Source organism: Stenotrophomonas sp. STEN021, from assembly GCF_056760175.1.
Genome location: NZ_JBRREH010000046.1, coordinates 17,263 through 37,717 on the forward strand (window position 1 = coordinate 17,263; position 20,455 = coordinate 37,717).

Annotated in this window: 21 protein-coding genes; 14 read left to right on the forward strand and 7 right to left on the reverse strand. The window is 63.9% G+C overall.

The features are described from left to right. The first annotated feature begins 18 nt into the window (after positions 1–18). The 6 genes from ACVOL0_RS11465 to ACVOL0_RS11490 all read left to right on the forward strand — a co-directional run bounded on the left by ACVOL0_RS11465 (position 19) and on the right by ACVOL0_RS11490 (position 4,758). Positions 19–492 carry a DUF2244 domain-containing protein gene (locus ACVOL0_RS11465; RefSeq protein WP_481512965.1) on the forward strand — a complete coding sequence of 158 codons (474 nt, stop codon included), beginning with the start codon at positions 19–21 and terminating at the stop codon, positions 490–492. Positions 493–509: 17 nt separating this feature from the next. After that, positions 510–1,451 carry a cytochrome c oxidase subunit II gene (gene coxB, locus ACVOL0_RS11470; RefSeq protein WP_481549217.1) on the forward strand — a complete coding sequence of 314 codons (942 nt, stop codon included), beginning with the start codon at positions 510–512 and terminating at the stop codon, positions 1,449–1,451. A 62-nt stretch (positions 1,452–1,513) separates the two neighbouring features. Continuing rightward, entirely contained in the window at positions 1,514–3,124 is a 1,611-nt protein-coding gene (gene ctaD / locus ACVOL0_RS11475; protein WP_481549218.1) for a cytochrome c oxidase subunit I, read from the forward strand. 11 nt (positions 3,125–3,135) lie between these two features. After that, positions 3,136–3,273, forward strand: coding sequence for a hypothetical protein (locus ACVOL0_RS11480; RefSeq protein ID WP_313171092.1), 138 nt, complete (start codon positions 3,136–3,138; stop codon positions 3,271–3,273). Then, on the forward strand, positions 3,270–3,860 hold the full coding sequence (locus ACVOL0_RS11485) for a cytochrome c oxidase assembly protein (RefSeq protein WP_481549219.1): 591 nt from the start codon (positions 3,270–3,272) through the stop codon (positions 3,858–3,860). The genes ACVOL0_RS11480 and ACVOL0_RS11485 overlap by 4 nt, the downstream gene beginning before the upstream one ends. 22 nt (positions 3,861–3,882) lie before the next feature. Then, positions 3,883–4,758 (forward strand): cytochrome c oxidase subunit 3, encoded by an 876-nt coding sequence (locus tag ACVOL0_RS11490; protein WP_481549220.1) that lies wholly within the window; start codon positions 3,883–3,885, stop codon positions 4,756–4,758. Between the two features lie 46 nt (positions 4,759–4,804). Here ACVOL0_RS11490 and ACVOL0_RS11495 read toward each other — a convergent pair whose 3' ends face one another. Then, positions 4,805–5,023 (reverse strand): twin transmembrane helix small protein, encoded by a 219-nt coding sequence (locus ACVOL0_RS11495; RefSeq protein ID WP_312916472.1) that lies wholly within the window; start codon positions 5,021–5,023, stop codon positions 4,805–4,807. A gap of 57 nt (positions 5,024–5,080) precedes the next feature. Here ACVOL0_RS11495 and ACVOL0_RS11500 point away from each other — a divergent pair, with 57 nt between their 5' ends. The 4 genes from ACVOL0_RS11500 (at position 5,081) to cyoE (ending at position 8,737) form a co-directional block, all read left to right on the forward strand. Continuing rightward, positions 5,081–5,815 carry an SURF1 family protein gene (locus ACVOL0_RS11500; protein WP_481549221.1) on the forward strand — a complete coding sequence of 245 codons (735 nt, stop codon included), beginning with the start codon at positions 5,081–5,083 and terminating at the stop codon, positions 5,813–5,815. Between the two features lie 275 nt (positions 5,816–6,090). Continuing rightward, complete coding sequence (locus ACVOL0_RS11505; protein WP_296253351.1) at positions 6,091–6,666, forward strand: hypothetical protein; 576 nt, start codon at positions 6,091–6,093, stop codon at positions 6,664–6,666. Between the two features lie 10 nt (positions 6,667–6,676). After that, entirely contained in the window at positions 6,677–7,840 is a 1,164-nt protein-coding gene (locus ACVOL0_RS11510; protein WP_481549222.1) for a COX15/CtaA family protein, read from the forward strand. 3 nt (positions 7,841–7,843) lie between these two features. Continuing rightward, positions 7,844–8,737 carry a heme o synthase gene (cyoE, locus tag ACVOL0_RS11515; protein WP_481549223.1) on the forward strand — a complete coding sequence of 298 codons (894 nt, stop codon included), beginning with the start codon at positions 7,844–7,846 and terminating at the stop codon, positions 8,735–8,737. Positions 8,738–8,915: 178 nt separating this feature from the next. Here the strand turns inward: cyoE and ACVOL0_RS11520 are convergent, their stop codons facing one another. From ACVOL0_RS11520 to rpsU, 6 genes are all read right to left on the reverse strand, one after another. After that, positions 8,916–9,902, reverse strand: coding sequence for a bile acid:sodium symporter family protein (locus tag ACVOL0_RS11520; protein ID WP_481549224.1), 987 nt, complete (start codon positions 9,900–9,902; stop codon positions 8,916–8,918). 18 nt (positions 9,903–9,920) lie between these two features. Then, positions 9,921–10,412: a protein tyrosine phosphatase family protein gene (locus tag ACVOL0_RS11525; protein ID WP_481549225.1), complete on the reverse strand. Its 492-nt coding sequence runs from the start codon at positions 10,410–10,412 to the stop codon at positions 9,921–9,923. A 20-nt stretch (positions 10,413–10,432) separates the two neighbouring features. Continuing rightward, positions 10,433–12,184 (reverse strand): DNA primase, encoded by a 1,752-nt coding sequence (dnaG, locus tag ACVOL0_RS11530; RefSeq protein ID WP_481549226.1) that lies wholly within the window; start codon positions 12,182–12,184, stop codon positions 10,433–10,435. A 315-nt stretch (positions 12,185–12,499) separates the two neighbouring features. After that, positions 12,500–13,402, reverse strand: a complete 903-nt coding sequence (locus tag ACVOL0_RS11535; RefSeq protein WP_481549227.1) for a YihY/virulence factor BrkB family protein — start codon at positions 13,400–13,402, stop codon at positions 12,500–12,502. Positions 13,403–13,844: 442 nt separating this feature from the next. Further along, positions 13,845–14,291, reverse strand: coding sequence for a GatB/YqeY domain-containing protein (locus ACVOL0_RS11540; protein WP_282272614.1), 447 nt, complete (start codon positions 14,289–14,291; stop codon positions 13,845–13,847). Between the two features lie 144 nt (positions 14,292–14,435). Continuing rightward, positions 14,436–14,651 carry a 30S ribosomal protein S21 gene (rpsU, locus tag ACVOL0_RS11545; protein ID WP_002808376.1) on the reverse strand — a complete coding sequence of 72 codons (216 nt, stop codon included), beginning with the start codon at positions 14,649–14,651 and terminating at the stop codon, positions 14,436–14,438. A gap of 126 nt (positions 14,652–14,777) precedes the next feature. On the opposite strand from rpsU, the gene tsaD reads away from it, so the two are divergent. The 4 genes from tsaD (at position 14,778) to ACVOL0_RS11565 (ending at position 20,213) form a co-directional block, all read left to right on the forward strand. Further along, positions 14,778–15,809 carry a tRNA (adenosine(37)-N6)-threonylcarbamoyltransferase complex transferase subunit TsaD gene (gene tsaD, locus ACVOL0_RS11550; RefSeq protein ID WP_296246838.1) on the forward strand — a complete coding sequence of 344 codons (1,032 nt, stop codon included), beginning with the start codon at positions 14,778–14,780 and terminating at the stop codon, positions 15,807–15,809. A gap of 82 nt (positions 15,810–15,891) precedes the next feature. Beyond that, on the forward strand, positions 15,892–16,251 hold the full coding sequence (gene folB, locus ACVOL0_RS11555) for a dihydroneopterin aldolase (protein ID WP_282272609.1): 360 nt from the start codon (positions 15,892–15,894) through the stop codon (positions 16,249–16,251). Between the two features lie 114 nt (positions 16,252–16,365). Next, positions 16,366–17,619 (forward strand): mechanosensitive ion channel family protein, encoded by a 1,254-nt coding sequence (locus ACVOL0_RS11560; protein ID WP_481549228.1) that lies wholly within the window; start codon positions 16,366–16,368, stop codon positions 17,617–17,619. 419 nt (positions 17,620–18,038) lie between these two features. Continuing rightward, on the forward strand, positions 18,039–20,213 hold the full coding sequence (locus ACVOL0_RS11565; RefSeq protein WP_481549229.1) for a glycoside hydrolase family 3 N-terminal domain-containing protein: 2,175 nt from the start codon (positions 18,039–18,041) through the stop codon (positions 20,211–20,213). The last annotated feature ends 242 nt before the right edge of the window (positions 20,214–20,455 follow it).

The window sequence follows — 20,455 nt, forward strand, 5'->3', positions numbered from 1 at the left end:
GGTATGGACGCGGCTGCGATGATCCAGGTGCTTCGGCAAGACTCCGATGGCTCAGGGACGCAGTTGTTGCTGCACCCCCCACGGGCACTCAGTGCTCGGCAGTTCGTCCAGTTGTTTGCGGCGTTGGCAGGATTGATGGTGTTCGCGGCTGGCCTTGCCTGGCTGTCCGGGAACGTACTGGCCCCTGTCTTCGCGTTGTTGCATGGCTTCCTGGTGGCCGCTGCCCTGCGTGCGTGTTGGCGCAGCAGCAATCGCCGGGAAGAGATCCGGGTAGGACCGGACTGCGTGGAAGTGATTCCCGCAGCCGGAGTTTCGCCGGTATTCCGCGCACACCCGTATTGGGTGCGGGTGGTGACCGGGAAGGAACGGGTCCTGCTGGTTTCCAGCGGCAAGTGGGTGGAAGTGGGGAGTTTTCTCGCGCCCGTGGAACGTCGGGAACTTGCGGTGACACTTGAAGGCTTGCTCGCGGCCAGCAATGGCAGCAACCGATGACGTCAAGGGTCTAGGCAATGAAGCAAAGCAGCGTGTGGGGCGCGAAGTTGAAACACGGTTTGGCAGCGGCAGCGATGATGCTGTCGGCGCAGGCAGCATGGGCGCAGACCGCCGATCCCAAGGAATGGCAGCTCAATATGGGCAAGGGCGTCACCCATACCTCGCGTATGGCGTGGGACGCACATATGGTGGCGTTGTGGGTATGTACCGTCATCGGCGTGCTGGTGTTCGGCGCCATGGCTTATGCCATCTTCAAGTTCCGCAGGTCCAAGGGCGCGGTGGCCAAGCAGTTCAGCCACAACACCAAGGCGGAAATCATCTGGACCGTCATCCCCATCATCATCCTGGTGGTGATGGCCTGGCCGGCCACGGCCAAGCTGATCGCCATGTACGACACCCGCGATTCCGAGATGACGGTGAAGATCACCGGCTATCAGTGGATGTGGAAGTACGAATATCTGGGTGAAAACGTCGCCTTTACTAGCCGCCTGGACCGCAAGTCCGACGAAGTGCGGCAGAGCGGCAGCGTGCCGACCATGGCCAGCGATCCGCACTACCTGCTGGACGTGGACAACCCGCTGGTGCTGCCGGTGGATACCAAGGTCCGCTTCGTCATCACCTCCGACGATGTGATCCATGCGTGGTGGGTGCCGGCACTGGGCTGGAAGCAGGACGCCGTGCCGGGCTTCATCAACGAGCGCTGGACCAACATCGAAACCGAAGGCGTGTACCGCGGCCAATGCGCGGAACTGTGCGGCAAGGACCACGGCTTCATGCCGATCGTGGTCAAGGCCGTGTCCAAGGACGAGTTCAAGTCCTGGCTGGCCTCGCGCAAGCCGGCGCCTGCCGCGCCTGCAGAAGCCGCGCCCGCGCCTGCCGCCGAACCGGCACCCGCCGCGGCGCCCGAAGCAACGCAACCGGAAGCAACCCCTGCCGCACCTGCGGCGGCCGGTGCCTGATACCACTGCGTGCCGGTGCTGCCGGCGCGATGCCTGAAAACGCATAACGAGGTGTAGTTGCAATGGCGAATACCGCAGTGGACCACTCCGATCACCACGGGCACCAACAGGGCTTCTTCGAGCGCTGGTTCTTCTCCACCAATCACAAGGACATCGGCACGCTCTACCTGCTTTTCAGCTTCACCATGTTCATCATTGGTGCGGCGATGAGCGTGGTGATCCGGCTGGAGCTGGCGCAACCCGGCCTGCAGTTCGTCAAGCCGGAATTCTTCAATCAGATGACCACCGTGCATGCACTGGTGATGATCTTCGGCGGCGTGATGCCGGCCTTTGTCGGCTTGGCCAATTGGATGATCCCGCTGCAGATCGGCGCGCCGGACATGGCGCTGCCACGCATGAACAACTGGTCGTTCTGGTTGCTGCCGGTGGCCTTCAGCATGCTGCTGGTGACCCTTTTCCTGCCCGGTGGTGCACCGGCGGGTGGCTGGACGCTGTATCCACCGCTGTCGCTGCAAGGTGGCTACAACGTCGCCTTCAGCGTGTTCGCCATCCACGTCGCCGGTGTCAGCTCGATCATGGGCGCGATCAACATCATCGCCACCGTGCTCAACATGCGCGCACCGGGGATCGACCTGTTGAAGATGCCGATCTTCTGCTGGACCTGGTTGATCACCGCCTTCCTGCTGATTGCGGTGATGCCGGTGCTGGCTGGCGCGGTGACCATGCTGCTGACCGACAAGTTCTTCGGCACCAGCTTCTTCAATGCCGCCGGTGGCGGTGACCCGGTGATGTACCAGCACATCTTCTGGTTCTTCGGTCACCCCGAGGTCTACATCATGATCCTGCCGGCGTTCGGCGTGGTCAGTGAGATCTTGCCGACCTTCAGCCGCAAGCCGCTGTTCGGCTATCAGGCAATGGTCTATGCCACTGCTGCCATCGCCTTCCTGTCGTTCATCGTGTGGGCGCACCACATGTTCACGGTGGGCATGCCGCTGGGTGGCGAAATCTACTTCATGTTCGCCACGATGCTGATCTCCATCCCGACCGGGGTGAAGGTGTTCAACTGGGTCAGCACGATGTGGGAGGGCTCGCTGACGTTTGAAACGCCGATGCTGTTCTCCATCTCGTTCGTGATCCTGTTCACCATCGGCGGTTTCTCCGGCCTGATGCTGGCGATCGTGCCGGCTGACTACCAGTACCACGACACCTACTTCGTGGTGGCGCACTTCCATTACGTGCTGGTGACCGGCGCGGTATTGGCGCTGATCGCCGCGGTGTACTACTGGTGGCCGAAGTGGACCGGCCGCATGTACAACGAGTTCTGGGGCAAGTTTCATTTCTGGTGGACGATGGTGTTCGTCAACCTGCTGTTCTTCCCGCAGCACTTCCTCGGCCTGGCCGGCATGCCGCGACGTATCCCGGATTACAACCCGGTGTTCGCCGACTGGAACCTGGTCAGCTCGATCGGCGCATTCGGCATGTTCGCCACCCCGTTCATGATGGCGGCGATCCTGCTGGCCTCGCTGCGCAACGGCAAGCGTGCCGAAGCGCGCGCCTGGGAAAGTGCACGCGGGCTGGAGTGGACCATTCCGTCACCAGCACCTGCGCATACCTTCACCGTGCCGCCGGTGATCAAGCCGGGTGATCTGGCGCATGACGATGTGACGCACTGAGGAGGCTGGCAATGAGCAGCAACGAACATTTCCAGGCTGAGGAGTTGGCCCTGCGCAGGCGCCGTTCGCGACGCACTGCATTGATCGTCGGCCTGATCGCGGTCGCGGTCTACGTCGGCTTCATCCTGTCCGGGGTGCTGGCGAGTTGACCACGCCGGCGCCCGCGCCCAAGCCGAACGCCGGCCTTGGCCGGCTGATCGGCGTGGCGTTCGCGGTGTTCGTGCTGACCTTCTCGCTGGTGCCGCTGTACCGCATCGCCTGTGAGAAAGTGTTCGGCGTACGCCTGGAGCGCGGCGCGACCACGCACGAAACCAACGTGCATGCGACCACCGGCAAGCGCACGGTACGGGTGGAGTTCGATGGTGGCGTCAATTCCAAGCTGCCATGGGCCTTCCATCCGGAAAAGCTGACGATGGACGTGGTGCCGGGCGAGTTGAACGAAGCCTTGTACTTCGCCCGCAATGACAGTGACCGCGCGCTGGTGGGCAGTGCGGTGCCGTCGGTGGCACCGGCCCGTGCCTCGGGCTACTTCAACAAGACCGAATGTTTCTGCTTCACCGCCCAGACCCTGCAGGCCGGTGAGAAGCGCGACATGCCGGTACGTTTCATCGTTGACCCGGACCTGCCGGCCGACGTCAACACGATCACCCTGTCCTACACCTTCTACAAGAATGATGCGCTGACCGAGCAACTGGCCCCGGCAAGCGCCGCGGCCGCTGCCCACGCAGCTCCCTGATCACGGACCCGGAAGCAACGCCATGGCCCATAACGCCCCTGATGCCAACGTCTACTTCGTGCCTAGCAGCAGCAAATGGCCGTTTGTAGGATCGATCGCGATGCTGGTGATGATGGTCGGGGTGGCCAGTTGGCTCAACGATGCCAGCTGGGGCCGCTGGACCTTCTTCACCGGCGTGGCGATGCTGGTGTTCACCCTGTTCCTGTGGTTTGGTGATGTCATCCGCGAATCGGTGGGCGGCAACTACAACCACCAGGTCGACGGCTCGTTCCGGATGGGGATGATCTGGTTCATTTTCTCCGAGGTGATGTTCTTTGCAGCTTTCTTCGGTGCGCTTTTCTACACCCGCAACATGGGCCTGCCCTGGCTCGGTGGTGAAGGTCATGGCGTGCTCACCAACGAATACCTGTGGGATGGCTATTCGGCTGCATGGCCGACCAATGGCCCGGCCGATATCGGCGGCGCCTTCCAGACCATTCCGGCCTGGGGCCTGCCACTGCTCAACACGCTGATCCTGTTGAGCTCGGGCGTGACCTTGACCATCGCGCACCACGCGCTGAAGGCGGGCAACCGCAAGCAGTTGCTGATCTGGTTGGGGGCGACGGTGGTGTTGGGCTGCGTATTCCTGTTCTTCCAGGCCGAGGAATACATCCACGCCTACAAGGAATTGAACCTGACCCTGGGCTCTGGCATCTACGGCTCAACGTTCTTCATGCTGACCGGCTTCCACGGCGCGCACGTGCTGCTGGGGACGATCATGTTGACGGTGATGTGGTTCCGCTCCGCCAAGGGCCACTTCACCCGTGACAACCATTTCGGTTTCGAAGCGGCAGCGTGGTACTGGCATTTCGTCGACGTGGTGTGGCTGATGCTGTTCCTGTTCGTTTACGTGCTGTAACGCGGGTCCGAGGCCGCACTGCACAGCAGTGCGGCTGTTGCGATGTTCAGCCGCCAACACCGTGCGGCTTGATCCAACCCGTATAGATGCCCAAGGCAACCAGCAGAATCAGTACCACTGACAGCGCGATACGCCGCGTCAACGCATTGACCGTCCGTTTGGTCTGGCCGCGATCGATCATCAGGTAATAGAGGCCGGCTCCAAGATTCCAGACGATGACGATCAAGAACGCGATCACCAACAGGGTCTTCAACGAATCATTCATGCGTGGCTCGTTCAGTGGGAAGGCAGTGCTATATCACCTGCTTGGCGGCAGCTTGTCATGACGCGACAGCACACGGCGATTTTTGCTTGGCTGCTGGCGGTGTTGGTGGCCGCCTTGTTCTGCGCCTTGGGCGGCTGGCAACTGCAGCGCATGCATGAAAAGGAAGCCCTGCTTGCGCAGTTGCCGCCCAGCCGCGACGCCGCGCTCAGTCTTGCCCAGGCGGCGGCCAAGCCTGACTCCCTGCATTGGGTGCGCGACCAGCTGCAGTTCCTGCCAGGCAGCGTGCTGCTGGACAACCAGCTGCGTGAGGGTCGCGCTGGCATCAAGGTCTACCAGCCTGCGCGTGCCGGCGATGGCGCGGTGGTGCTGGTCGATCTGGGCTGGCTGCCGCTGCCTGCCGACCGCAGCATGCCAACGATCCGCGCGGAGCAGGGCACGCAGGCACTGCAGGGGCTGTGGGCGCCGGCACCGGCAACCGGTATCGCCTTGGGCCCGGCATTGAGTGCAACCACGCAGCCGCAGACTTGGCTGGCAACGCGGATCGATCTGCCGGCGATTGCCGCGCAGCTTGGGCTGGGCAGCGCAGTGCTTGCGCCGAAGGTACTTCGATTGGATCCGGACCTGCCGCTGGGCTATGCGCGTGATCTGGACCTGCTGCCCAATACCTTGCCGCCTTCGCGCCACCTTGGTTACGCGGTGCAGTGGTTCGCGATGGCCTTGGCGGTGTTGTTGATTGCGCTGTTGTTGCAGTTCAAAAAGCGAAGGAAGTTGGGAGTTGGGAATGCGGGTTAGGTTGGAGCTGGTTGGAAGCCAAAGCCAAAGCCAAAGCCAAAGCACCCCTCCCCAACCCTCCCCTTGGCTGCGCCAAAGGGAGGGGGCAGAGCGCTGCGCCCTCCCTTTGATCCTTGCTCCTGCCTTCGCCATTGAATTTCCCCCTCCCTTTCACCGAAGGTGAAGGGGAGGGCCGGGGAGGGGTGCTTTTGCTCCAGCCTTTGCTTTAGTTCCAGCTCTTGCTCCAGCTTTCGCACCCAGCCACTCCCCATAGCCAGCTCGAAAAGAACCCAGCCATGAACGCACTCACCCCCGACCAGCTCGCCACCCGCAACCGCGGCCGCCGGGTATTGCTGCTGATCTTCGCCATGTTCTTCGGCTCGATGGCGCTGGCCGGCATCCTGCGCTTCTCTGGCTGGACACCGCAGATCAACCGCCATCACGGTGAACTGCTGCAGCCGGCATTGGATCTGCGCAGCGAGCAGCTGCATCTGGCCAACGGTCAGGCCTACGACTGGAACCCTGGCGAGCGCCACTGGCGCATCCTGTTGGCGCCGCCAGCTGACTGTGCACCGGCCTGCGTCACTTTGTCGCAGCAATTGGACAAGGTGTGGCAGTTGTTCGGGCATAACGCGGATAATGTCGAGATATTGTGGCTGGGCACGCCGCCTGAACAGGTGGCCGCCACGCCGGCACTGAAGGTGCTGCAGCCCCAGCCTGCGTTCCGGGGCAAGCTGCCGGGGGTTGATGACCCGGCCGGCACTCCGGTGTATGTGATTGATCCCAATGGCTTTGTGGTATTCCGCTATGCGCCGGGTTTTGAACCGGGTGGATTGCGGGCTGATCTATCCAAGCTGTTGAAACTGATGTGAGTTCCGTTCGATGAATGCCTCCGCGCGTCCGGCGCTGTACCGCAATTTCCACCGACTGGCGTGGTTCGCACTGATCATGACGGCGAGCACGATCATGTTCGGCTCGTTCGTGCGCCTGTCCGATGCCGGCCTGAGCTGCCCGGATTGGCCCACCTGCTATGGCCGCGTGACCTGGCCGCAGACGCAGATGGAGGCGGCACAGCACGTGGCCAGCGAGATCCGCCCGCTGGAAACCCACAAGGCCTGGCGTGAGCAGGTCCACCGTTTCCTGGCCGGCCTGCTCGGCGTCGAAGTGCTGACCCTGGCGTTGCTGGCCGCACGCCGACGCAAGCGCGGCATCGCCCAGATCGTCACCGCCTCGGTGCTGGTAGCCATAGCGATACCCTTGTACATGCGCGGCGAGCATGTGGCGTCCAGCGTGTTGGCCATCGGCGGCGAGGCGATCCTGCTGCTGGCGGCGCTGCGCTGGTCCAACATCGACCTGGCGCGCGCTGCGGTGCTGACCCTGGCGGTGGTGATCTTCCAGGCCTTGCTGGGCATGTGGACGGTCACCTGGCTGCTCAAACCCATCGTGGTGATGGGCCACCTGCTGGGCGGCATGGCGATGTTCTCGCTGCTGGTATGGATGGCCTGGAAGGCCACGCATCTGCCGATCACACTGGCCGAGGCACCGCGCCTGCGCTGGTGGCTGCGCGCTGCGGTGGCGATGGTGGTGCTGCAGATCGCACTCGGTGGCTGGGTCAGCGCCAACTATGCTGCTTTGGCCTGCGGTGGCGGCAGTGCCTCGCTGGACAACTTCCCGCGCTGCGTCAGCCAATGGTGGCCGCAGCAGAACTACAGCGAAGGCTTCACCCTGTGGCGCGGCATCGGCGTGGACTACGAAGGTGGTGTGCTCGATGGCGCTTCACGTATCGCCATCCAGATGGCGCACCGGATGTTTGCTGTGCTGGTGGCGGTGTATCTGCTGGTGCTGTCGGTACGCATGTTCCGCTTGCCGGGCATGCGCGGTTGGGCAAGCACGCTGATCGCGCTGGTGCTGTTGCAGGTCACCCTGGGCGTGCTCAACGTCAAGCTGGCGTTGCCGCTGGCCGTGGCGGTGATGCACAGCGGCGGTGCGGTTGCCCTGTTGTTTGTATTGGTCACGCTGCTGGCGCGGCTGCGCGCCCCGGAGTGAATGATGCGTACAACATGGCGTGACTACTGGGACCTGACCAAGCCGAAGGTGGTGGCACTGATTGTGTTCACCGCCCTGGTCGGCATGTGCCTGGCCATTCCAGGCCTGCCCACCACCGCGCAGGTGGTGACCGGCCTGCTCGGCTTCCTTGGCATCTGGCTGTCGGCCTCGGCCGCAGCGGCGATCAACCAGCTGCTGGATGCGCGCATCGACGCACAGATGGCGCGTACCTCATGGCGGCCCTTGGTGGTCGGCAAGGTCTCGCCACGGCAGGTGCTGGTGTTTGCCGGCGCGCTGACCGCGCTGTCGATGACCATCCTGGTGCTGTGGGTGAACGTGATCACCGCAGTGCTGACGTTTGCCTCGCTGATCGGCTATGCGGTGATCTACACCGTCTACCTGAAGCGTGCGACCTCGCAGAACATCGTCATCGGCGGCCTGGCTGGGGCGACGCCGCCGCTGCTGGGCTGGGCGGCGATCACCGGCATGCAGGGCAGCTCGGATTGGGCCTACGCCTCGTTGCTGGTGCTGATCATCTTCATCTGGACCCCGCCGCATTTCTGGGCGCTGGCGATCTTCCGCCGTGCCGATTACGCCAAGGCCGAGATCCCGATGCTGCCGGTGACCCACGGCGTGCCGCATACCCGCAAGCAGATCCTGGCGTACTCGGTGGTGCTGGCGGTGGTGACCTTGCTGCCAGTGGCGATCGACATGAGTGGCATGTTCTACCTGGGCGGGGCAACGGTGTTGAACATCGTCTTCCTCTGGTACGCATGGAAGATGCAGAACCCGCCGGACGAGATGTTCAACATGAAGATGTTCGGCTATTCCATCGTCTACCTGATGGCACTGTTCGCCTTCCTGCTGGTCGATCACTGGATGCTGCCCTGGTTGTGATCCAGCAATGAAAAGGCCGGCGAAAGCCGGCCTTTTTCTTTTGTAGGAGCGGCGTAAGCCGCGAAGCTGATAGTTGTTCCGGCTGCGGCAGGAACTGCAACCACGGAATGTTTGATTGCAGTGTGCATGCGCATCGGATGCATTGGTGGCTTCGCGGCTTACGCCGCTCCCACAACAATCAAGAGCCTGCAGTGCTGGCGTTCTGCTTCGCATACCGCTGCGCCACCATCGAGCAGACGATCAGCTGGATCTGGTGGTAGATCATGATCGGCAGCACGATTGCACCGAGACTGCCGCCGGCAAACAACACCTTGGCGATCGGCACACCAGTGGCCAGGCTCTTCTTGGATCCGCAGAACATGATGGTGATCTGGTCGGCGCGGTTGAAGCCCAGGCGCCGTGCCAGCCAGGTGATGCCGGGCATTGCGATGGCCAGCAATACAATCGCAACCAGCGCAGCAGCCAACAAGGACAAGGGCGGCGTCTTGCTCCACAGGCCTTCACTGACCGATTCGCCAAAGGCCGCGTAAACCACCAGCAGCACCGTGCCCTGGTCGGTATATCGCAGCAGCGGCCGCTGCCGGTCGACCCAGCGGCCTATCCAGGGGCGCAGCAGATGGCCGAGCACGAACGGCACCAACAGCTGCAGCATGATCGCGCCCACCGCATGCAGCGGGTTGGCCATGCCGCCTTGTGAACCTGCCAGGACGGTCATCAGCAACGGGGTCAGGAACACACCGAGGATGCTCGACAGCGACGCCGCACAAACCGCGGCTGGCACGTTGCCGCCGGCAATCGAAGTGAAGGCGATCGAGGACTGTACAGTGGATGGCAGGGCGCACAGGAACAGCACGCCGATATAGAGCTCGGGCGTCAGTACCCAGCCGGACAGCGGTTTCATTGCCAGCCCGAACAGTGGGAACAGCACGAAGGTGCAGGCCAGGATGGTGATGTGCAGGCGCCAGTGCAGCAGGCCGGCGACGATGGACTCGCGTGGCAGGCGCGCCCCGTGCAGGAAGAACAACGCGGCGATGGCGATATCGGTGAAGTGGTCGAAGCCTCTGGCTGCGGCGCCAGTGAGCGGCAACACGCTGGCCAGGACGACAGTGGCAAGCAGGGCGAGGGTGAAGTTATCCGGTCGCAGTCGCGACCACCAGCGGGTCATGTCGGCAATGCCTCCTGATCAGGGTGTGGGTGCTTCCAAAGCGGCGCGTGCTGCGGGCTCGAGTGAGGTCATGCCGGCGTCACGGCCAAACTTGATGGCGTCGTCCACCGACGCGCCATTGATATGCGCGTCGATCAACGACAGCAAGGCACCAGCGCGGTTGGAGGAGGCGCAATGCAGCAGGGTCTTGCCGCCGTCCTGCTTGAGCAGGCGGTCCAGCGTGCGCGCGTTGGCGTCGGTGATGTCGCCGGCACCGGCGATGGGCAGGCGCACATAGCGCAGGCCGAGTTGCTCGGCCAGGGCGGCCTCGTCATAGCCGCGATCTTCGTCGGGCCTGCGCAGATCGATGACGGTGGTGACACCATTGGCGGCGGCATCGCGCAGTTGTTGTGCGCTGGGCTGGCCAGCGGTGATGAGGTCAGGGCGTGGCTGGCGCAGCGTTGCATCGCCAGCGTAGGCGTTGGTGGCGAGCAGCAGTGAGAGGAGCAGGGACAGGCGATAGGCGTACATGCAGTGCTCCATTGCAGATGTCAGAGGCGCAGGTTGGCGCGGGCCTTGAGCAGCTCGCGCAGTTCGTATTTGTCGGTGTCGTCCAGGCCTTGCTGGCGCTGCTTGGCCTGCAGTTCGTCCAGGCGCTGGGTCAGCAGTTGCTTCTCCAGCTGCAGCACGGCGTCCTGCAGTTCCTGTGCCCACATCGCTTCATCGCCGGGCAGCGCCTGCGCCGCCAGCTTGTGCAGCGCGGCCTGTTCTTCGCGCTCGTTGAAGTGTTCGAGCAGGGCGCCGGTGCTGATGTCCGGGCGCTGCTGCACCAGGCTCAACAACTCGACCAGCAGCTCGATACCGGGCAGGCGCAGGCCGCCAATGGCGTGGTGGCCTTCCAGGCTCATCGCCAGCGAGGGCTGCTGCAACAGGATGGCGATGGCGGCGCGGACCAGGCTGCGCTTCTGCGCAGGCACGGCGTTGTTGCGCATCGGCGGCCGCGCTGCAGGAACGGCGGCTGTTGCCGTGCTGCCGATGCCGGTCAGGCGCGCCAGCTCCTGCTTCATCAGGTCGCCGAAGGCGCCATCGGGAATCTGCGCCAGCATCGGCTTCGCCCGTTCGGCCAGGCGTGCCTTGCCGTCCAGCGTGCCGAGGTTGATCTCGCGGCTGAGTTCGTCGAAGAAGAACTGCGACAGCGGCGTGCCCTGCTTGAGCCGTGCATCGAAGGCATCGGCGCCTTCCTTGCGCACAATGGTGTCCGGGTCCTCGCCATCGGGCAGGAACAGGAAGAAGGCCTGGCGGCCATCCTTCATGCGCGGCAGCACCGATTCCAGTGCGCGCCAGCCGGCGCGGCGGCCGGCGGCATCACCGTCGAAGCAGAAGTACACGTCGGGCGCGTTGCGGAACAGCAGTTCGGCATGATCCGGCGTGGTTGCCGTGCCCAGCGTCGCCACTGCCTGGGTGACGCCGAACTGGAACAGGCTGACCACGTCCATATAGCCTTCCACCACGATCAGCCGTTCGATCTTCTGGTTGGCCTGGCGCACCTGCCACAGGCCGTACAGTTCGCGGCCCTTGTGGAACAGCGCGGTTTCCGGCGAGTTGAGGTACTTGGGGCCGGCGTCCCTGCCGTCATCAGGGGCGGCCATGACCCGGCCACCGAAGGCGATGACGCGGCCACGGCGGTCGAAGATCGGGAACATCACCCGGTCGCGGAACTTGTCGTAGACGTGGCCGCGGTCGTTCTTGGAGAACAGGCCGACGCGTTCGAGCAGCTTCATGCGCCGCTCGTCCTTGCCCAGCGCGTCCTTCAGCGCGCTATAGCCATCGGGTGCATAGCCGATGGAGAAGCGTGCGCAGGTGTCGGCATCGACGCCACGGCCATCGAGATAGCTGCGGGCCTTCTCATTGGTTTCGAGCTGCTTCTGGAAGAAGCGGGTGGCCGCATCCAGCGCCGAGTACTGGTCGCGGCTGTCGTCCTGCTGCTGTGGCGTGCGCGCATTGGTTTCGCGCGGGATTTCCATGCCCACGCGCTTGGCCAGCTCATCCACCGCATCGAGGAACTCGAGGCGGTCGTAATTCATCAGGAAGCTGATCGCGGTGCCATGCGCGCCACAGCCGAAGCAGTGATAGAACTGCTTGGTCGGCGAGACCGTGAACGAAGCCGAGCGCTCGTCATGGAACGGGCAGCGCGACGCGTATTCCTTGCCCTGGCGCTTGAGCGGCACACGTGAGCCCACCACTTCGACGATGTCGGTGCGGGCCAGCAGGTCGTCAATGAACGCGTCGGGAAGTCGGGCCATGCGGCAAATGAACAGCGCCGCCGGTTGGCGGGGCGCGGATGAAAGGGGGAAGGGGAGTGTACTAGGCTGGGCTGGTGCTGGCTGGGTGTTGGGCTTGATGGTTTTCAGTCAACAGCGCAAAGCTACCCCTCCCCAGCCCGTCCGGCCCGAAGGCATAGCCTTCGGTCGTTCATCAGGTCGCGCGGCAGTGCCGCGCAAGCAGACCTTCTTCACCCCCTTGCCTGCGGCAAAGGGAGGGAGTGGCTTCTGCCCCCTCCCTTTCGCGTAGCGAAGGGGAGGGCTGGGGAGGGGGGGCTTTTGCTTCTGCTCTTGCCGTCAGTCCAAAGCCCCAATATCAACTTCAGCCTCAGCCGCCACCTTCCGCCGCGCATACGCCCGCTCATCAATCACCGCGGTGATCAGCGCGCCAGCAAAGAACACCACGCTGGCGTAGTAGATCCACACCAGCATGATCACCAGTGTCCCCATCGAGCCGTAGGCGCTGCCCGGGGCTGCGTTGGCGATATACAGGCCAATCGCATAGCGGCCCAGGGTGAACAGCACGGCGGTAATCGCGCCACCGAGAAAGGCCTGGCGCCAGGCCACCGGCCGGTCCGGCAGGTAGTGGTAGAGGAAGGCGAAACCCAGTGCATACAGTGCCAGTGTGGTCGTATAGCCCAAGGCCGGCAGGGCGGAGGGTAGGTGCGAGAAGATCACCTGCAGGGCGGTGGTGGCGACCATCGACACGATCAGCAGGAAGCCGAGTGCCAGTACCACGCCGGCGGAGAACACCCGCTTCTTCAACCAGCCGAATATCCCTTCAAAGCGCTTGGAGTCGGTACGGAAGATCAGGTTCAAGGCCGCCTGCAGCTGGGCGAATACCACCGTGGCGCCGATGAACAACAGGATCAGGCTCCAGATGCCGGCAAGCGAGCCCAGATCCGGTTGTGCGCTGGCATTGGTGATCACCGTGCGTGCGACCTCGGCCACGCTGGGGCCGGCCAATGAGCCAATCTGCTCGATAAGTGTCTGTTGCGCAGGCGGGTACAGTGAGGCAGTCAGCCACAGCAGCAGGACCAGCAGCGGCGCCAGCGACAGCAGGGTATAGAAGGCCAGCGAGGCTGCCTGGGTCATCACGTCGGCTTCGACGAAGCGGCGGGCCAGGGCGGCCGGCAAGCTTTGCTGCAGCAGCTCCAGCCGGGATTTGAACGAATGCAGGGTGGGGCGGGTTACGGGCATCAGGTAGGTCGCGTGAAGTCAGGGTTCTGTTCTAGCAAAGCCGGGCTTCGGAGCGGGTGAATGGGTATCCGTAGTGCCGAGCCACGCTCGGTAGGGGCTTTCCCGGTAATGCCCGAAAATGTAGGAGCGACAACAGCCACCAAGCCACATCCAGATCAGAAGCGGTGGAGCCAACCCCTCCCCAACCCTCCCCTTGGCCTTCGGCCAAAGGGAGGGAGCAGAGCGCGTAGTGCCGAGCCACGCTGCAGGGGCCTTTCCGGCAATGTATGAAAATGTAGGAGCGGCGTGAGCCGCGAAGCCACGGATTCATCAGATTGCGAACCGGTCGGTGATTCCAGCGTTGCCAGCTTCGGGGCTGACGCCGCTCCCACAAAAGGCGGGCGGGCAGAAACAACAAGGCCCGCACTTGGCGGGCCTTGTCGCGCAACCGCGGCAGCTGGGATCAGCCGGCCAGGGCCTGCTTGACCAGCTTGGACACCAGGCCCATGTCGGCCTGGCCGGCCAGCTTGGGCTTGAGCACGCCCATCAGCTTGCCGATGTCGGCAGCGCTGCTGGCGCCGGTTTCGGCCTTGGCGGCGGCGATGGCGGCCTGGATCTCGGCTTCGCCCATCTTGGCCGGCACGTAACGCTCGATGACCACGATCTCGTCGCGCTCGACCGATGCCAGGTCTTCACGGTTGGCCGCTTCGTACTGGGTGACCGAGTCCTTGCGCTGCTTGACCATCTTGTCCAGCACGGCGATCACGTCGGTGTCGGTCAGCTCGATGCGCTCGTCCACTTCGCGCTGCTTGATGGCGGCATTGATCAGGCGGATCACGCCCAACGAGTGCTTGTCGCCGCTCTTCATGGCGGCCTTCATGTCTTCGGTCAGCTGTTGCTTCAGGCTCATGGAGCACCTCTTTGGGTCGGGGATATGGGGGAGAGACGTCAGCATTGATGGCGTCTGGAACGCAAAAAGCCGGCTACGCTTGCGCGTGCCGGCTTTCACCCCAGTACGGAAGGCCGGAGCCCCCCGTTCAGGAGTTGCGTACGATCAGTACAGGCGCTGACGCTTGGTGACGTCGCGCGAGGAACGACGCAGCTGGCGCTTCACGGCAGCAGCGGCCTTGCGCTTGCGTTCCTGGGTCGGCTTTTCGTAAAACTCGCGCTTGCGGGTCTCGGCCAGTACGCCGGCCTTTTCGCAAGTGCGCTTGAAGCGGCGAAGAGCAAACTCAAAGGGCTCGTTCTCGCGGACTTTAACGCTGGGCATGGAATCTCCGGGGACTCTGTAGAAAAACCGGGACACACCCGGTGAGCCGCGCATTATAGTCCCTTTGCGCAGACGTGCAACCCCTGCGATTTGGCGGGGGCGTCAGAGAGGTCCACAATACGCCTTATGAAAGTCCTTGGCATTGAATCATCCTGCGATGAGACGGGCGTAGCCGTCTATGACACCTCACTCTCCGGGGCGGCCGCGCTGCGTGCGCACGCCGTCTACAGCCAGATCGCGCTGCACGCCGAATACGGCGGCGTGGTGCCGGAGCTGGCCAGCCGCGACCACGTGCGCAAGACCCTGCCGCTGATCCGGCAGACCCTGGACGAGGCGGGCATCGCCATCTCCGAGATCGAGGGTGTGGCCTACACTGCCGGCCCTGGCCTGGTCGGGGCGCTGCTGGTGGGTGCCGGCGTGGCCCGCTCGTTGGCCTGGGGCCTGGATGTGCCGGCCATCGGCGTACACCATATGGAAGGCCACCTGCTGGCGCCGCTGATGGAAGACGACCCGCCGGAAGCGCCGTTCGTGGCCTTGCTGGTCTCCGGTGGCCACACCCAGCTGATCGCGGTGGACGCCATCGGCAAGTATCGCCTGCTGGGTGAGACCCTCGACGATGCCGCCGGTGAGGCCTTCGACAAGACCGCCAAGATGATGGGCCTGCCGTACCCGGGCGGTCCACAGCTGGCCAAGCTGGCCGAGATCGGCACCCCGGGGCGCTACAAGTTCACCCGGCCGATGACCGACCGGCCGGGTCTGGACTTCAGTTTCTCCGGTTTGAAGACCCAGGTGCTGATGGCCTGGCGCGACAGCGACCAGACCGAGCAGACCCGCGCCGACATCGCCCGCGGCTTCGAGGATGCGGTGGTCGACACCCTGGTGATCAAGTGCGGCCGCGCGCTGGATGCGGCTGGCTGCGACGTATTGGTGGTGGCCGGCGGCGTCGGCGCCAACAAGCGCCTGCGCGCCAAGCTGCAGGACGATGCCCAGCGTCGTGGCGGCAGGGTCTGCTTCCCGCGCCCGGCACTGTGCACCGACAACGGCGCGATGATTGCCTTCGCCGGTGCCTTGCGCCTGCAGGCCGGCCAGCACGGCCCGGCCGAGATCAAGGTGACGCCGCGCTGGGACATGGCGTTGCTGCCGCCGCTGCAAGGTTGAAACGCCGGCCTGTCGTGCTCGTCCACGGCAGGCTCAGTCTGCTGCCGTTACCATGTCGTATTCATCCAATACGACAGATGCAATGGACAAGGTATTCATCGAAGGGCTCGAAATCGACGCCCTGATCGGCATCTACGACTGGGAGCGGCGCATCCGCCAGACCCTGGTGTTCGATCTTGAAATGGGCTTCGACAACCGCAAGCCTGCCGCCAGCGACGACATCGTCGACACGCTGAATTACAAGGCGGTCAGCAAGCGCCTGATGGAATTCGTGCGCGCTTCCGATTTCGGTCTGGTGGAAACGCTGGCCGAGCGCTGCGCGCAGATCGTGCTGGACGAATTCAACGTGCAATGGCTGCGATTGAAGCTGAGCAAGCCCGGTGCGGTGCGCGGTGCGCGCGCGGTTGGCGTGATCATCGAGCGTAGCCGCACTGACGTCTGAGCCTGTTGTAATCCGGTCGCGCACTGCGGTGCGCGGCCTGAGCTATGCCTGTCCGATCAAGCAATGCGGTTGGGCAGGTTGTTTCTGCAGTACGAGTAAAAGGAGAAGTGCACGATGGCGGTAATGGGAATTCGTTGGTTGGATCAGCTGGAGAACCTGCTGGCACCGTACCCGATGGCCTACCCGGCGGTGGTGCTGGCGGGATTGCTGCTGGTGGCATGGCTGGCCAACTTCGTCACCAAGCGCATCCTCTTGCGTGGCCTGCGTTCGATGATCGAACGCTTCTCCGGCCCCAATCACAACGCCAGGCAGCCGCTGCGGGTGATCGCGCGGCTGTCCAATATCGTGCCGTCGGTGGTGCTGGCCGCTGGCTTGAGCATCGTGCCGGAGCTGCCGCCGGGTCTGGTGAACGGTTTGAAGGCGCTGTGTCATGCGTGGACGGTGCTGACCATCGCGATGGCGGTGTCGCACGCGCTTGATGCCTTCAACGATTTCTACGAACGCCGCGCCGATGCGCGCAACAAGCCGATCAAGGGCTACCTGCAGGTCGTCAAGATCGTGGTGTTCGTGTTTGCCGGCCTGTCGATCGTGGCGATCCTGGTTGGCGTGGAGCTGTTGCATCTGGTCACCGGTCTGGGCGCGGCCACGGCGGTGTTCATGCTGATCTTCCAGGACACCATCCTGTCGCTGGTGGCCAGCGTGCAGATCAGTGGCGATGGCCGCGTGCGCATCGGCGACTGGATCGAGATGCCCAGCCAGAACGCCGATGGCGACGTGATCGACATCGCCCTGCACACCGTCACCGTGCAGAACTGGGACAAGACCGTCACCACCATTCCGACCAAGAAGCTGGTCACCGAGTCATTCAAGAACTGGCGCGGCATGCAGGAATCCGGTGGGCGCCGGATCAAGCGTTCGATCTATCTGGACCAGCACAGTGTGCGTTTCCTCGATGCCGGTGGATTGGAACGACTGGGCCAGATCGCGCTGCTCGACGACTACCTGGCGGGCAAGCAGCAGGAGTTGCAGCAGTGGAATGCGCAGGTGGCACAGGCGCATCCGGAACCGGTCAATGCGCGTCGGCTGACCAACCTGGGCACGTTCCGCGCCTATGTGGAGCTGTATCTGCGCCACAATCCAGGCATCCATCAGGACATGACCTTGCTGGTGCGGCAGATGGCACCGACTCCGCAGGGCTTGCCGCTGGAGATCTACTGCTTCACCTCCTCAACCGCCTGGGCCAAGTACGAGGCCATCCAGTCGGACATGTTCGACCACCTGCTGGCGATCCTGCCGGAGTTCGGCCTGCACGTATTCCAGGAATCCAGCGATGCCATGCTGATGACCGCACGCGAGCAGCTCGACTGATGCACCTGTAGTGCCGAGCCATGCTCGGCAGATGTTGCTCATGTAGTGCCGAGCCATGCTCGGCAAGGGGCCTTCCCTGCGAAGAGCCACCCCTCCCCAACCCTCCCCTTCGCTACGCGAAAGGGAGGGGGCTGAAACTGTAGTGCCGAGCCATGCTCGGCAGGGGGCTTTTCCTGCGAAAAGCTGCCCTCACCCCAACCCCCGCTCCGCGCCCCGGCCCTTGCGCCGGCGCAAGGGCGTTCGAGAGGGCAGCGAACCGATGGTTCGCAAACTGCCCCTCTTACCCCGCGCGCGGGAGAGGGGCTAAAGCGGCAATGCCGAGCATGGCTCGGCACTATCCGCTGCAACCGTGCGGCAGCCGCTTCACGCTTGTAGCGCTAGAATCGCCGCCTTGAAAGCGTTTACATGAAGGACTGCCGGTGGCCCCCGACCGCATTGAATCCCTGATTTCCCGCATGACCGTCGACGAGAAAGTCGGCCAGCTCAGCGTATTTGCCGACATGGTCCGGCCGTTCGCACCGGACGTGAACCCGGAGGCCAACGTACGTAACGCCGAGCAGGTGCTGGAACAGGTACGCGCTGGTCGGGTTGGCTCATTGTTCAATGGCGTCGGTGCCGAGCTGGGCCGCCGCATCCAGCAGGTGGCACTGGAAGAAAGCCGCTTGGGCATTCCGGTCATCCTCGCCTCCGACGTGATCCACGGCATGCGCACCGTGTTTCCGATTCCGCTGGGCGAGGCCGCCAGCTTCGAGCCGGATCTGGCCCGTCGTACTGCCCGCGCCACCGCCATCGAAGCGACCGCCGCAGGGATTCACTGGACCTATGCTCCGGCGGTGGATATCGCCCGCGATCAGCGCTGGGGGCGCGGTGCCGAAGGGGCAGGCGAGGACGTGGTGTTGGGCTGCGAATTCGCCGCCGCACGCGTACGTGGCTTCCAGGGCGATGACCTGACCGCCGAAGATTCGCTGCTGGCCACACCCAAACACTTCGCGGCATACGGTGCTGTCGCTGCGGGTATGGAATACGCCCAGGTGGATATCTCGCCGCAGACCCTGCGCGATGTGCACTTGCCGCCGTTCAAGGCCGCGCTGGATGCCGGCGCGCTGTCGCTGATGAGCGCCTTCAATGACATCAATGGCGTGCCGGCCAGTGCCAACCGCACGCTGCTGACCGATCTGTTGCGCAAGGAGTGGAAGTTCGAGGGCGTGGTGGTCTCCGATTACACCGCCGACATGGAACTGATTGCGCACGGTTACGCGGCCGATGAAGTGGATGCGACTCGCAAGGCGTTCCTGGCCGGGCTGGACCTGAGCATGCAGAGTGGCTTCTACGACCAGCATCTTGCCGGGCTGGTGCATGCCGGCGAGGTGCCGATGGCCGTGCTCGACGAATCGGTGCGGCGGATTCTGCGCTTGAAGGATGCAATAGGTCTGTTCGATAACCCCTACCGTTCGCTGGACCCGGCGCGCGAGGCTGACCAGTCGCACATCGCAGAGCACGACACGCTGGCGCGCGACACCGCACGCCGCTCGGTGGTGTTGCTGAAGAACGACGGCGAATTGCTGCCGCTGAAGAAGCGGGGGCAGAAGATCGCGTTGATAGGTCCGTTCGTGCAGGACCGCGACAACATCGAAGGCTGCTGGACCTTGTTCGGCGACAAGGCGCGCTATGTCACGCTGGAAAGCGGCGTGCGTGCTGTCCTTGGCGACGCAGCGGCATTGGAGGTCGTGGCCGGCTGCGCTCTGGAAGAACCGCTGGAAGGTGGTATCGAGGCAGCGGTCGCTGCCGCGCAACGTGCTGATGTGGTGGTGTTGGCAGTTGGCGAGCCGCAACGTTACAGCGGTGAAGCGCAGTCGCGGGTGGAGATCACCTTGCCGCCTGCACAACAGGCACTGGCCGATGCTGTTGCCGCCACCGGCACGCCGCTGGTGGTGCTGCTACGCAATGGTCGCGCGCTGGCGCTGCAAGGTGCGGTGCGTGATGCGCAGGCGATTGCGGTTACCTGGTATCTGGGTACGCAGAATGGTCACGCCTTGGCTGACATCCTGTTCGGCGATTACAGCCCCTCGGCGCGCCTGCCGGTGAGCTTTCCGCACGCCTCGGGCCAACAGCCGTTTTTCTACAGCCACCCGCGCAGTGGCCGCCCGGAACTACCGACCATGTCGGAGTTCAAATCACGCTGGCGTGAGTTTCCGAATACGGCCTTGTATGCGTTTGGCCATGGCATTGGCTACGCGCGCTTTGAATACGAAGCGCCGCGCCTGAGCACTCCGCAATTGGATTGGGAGGGCGCGCTTGTGATCCGTACAACTGTTCGCAACACCAGTACGGTGGCGGGTGAGGAAGTGGTGCAGCTGTACGTGCATGATCGTGTTGCCAGCCGGGTACGACCGGTGCGCGAGTTGAAGGCGTTCCAGAAGGTTGCCATAGCGGCGGGCGCATCGATGGAGGTGGAGTTCCGTCTGGATCGGCATCAGCTTGCCTTCACCGGCGTGGATGGGAATTACAGCGCTGAGCCTGGGCTGTTCGATGTGTGGGTATGCGCCTCGTCGGTGAGCGGCGAAGCGGTGAGCTTCGAGCTATTGGGCCTCTGATTGGGGCGCAGTGCTTCCCCGTTTGCCGAAGGCAAGGGGAGGGTTTGGGAGAGGTATGCTGTGCTCCATGTAGTGCCGAGCCATGCTCGGCAGGGACTCTACCGGTAAAGCCCCACCTGTAGTGGGGGGGGGGGGGGGGGGGGGGGGGGGGGGGGGGGGGGGGGGGGCGGCGCCGCGGGCGCGGCGGGGGGCACGGGCGCGCCAGGCCCCGCCCCCCCCCCCGCCCCCCCCCCCCCCCCCCC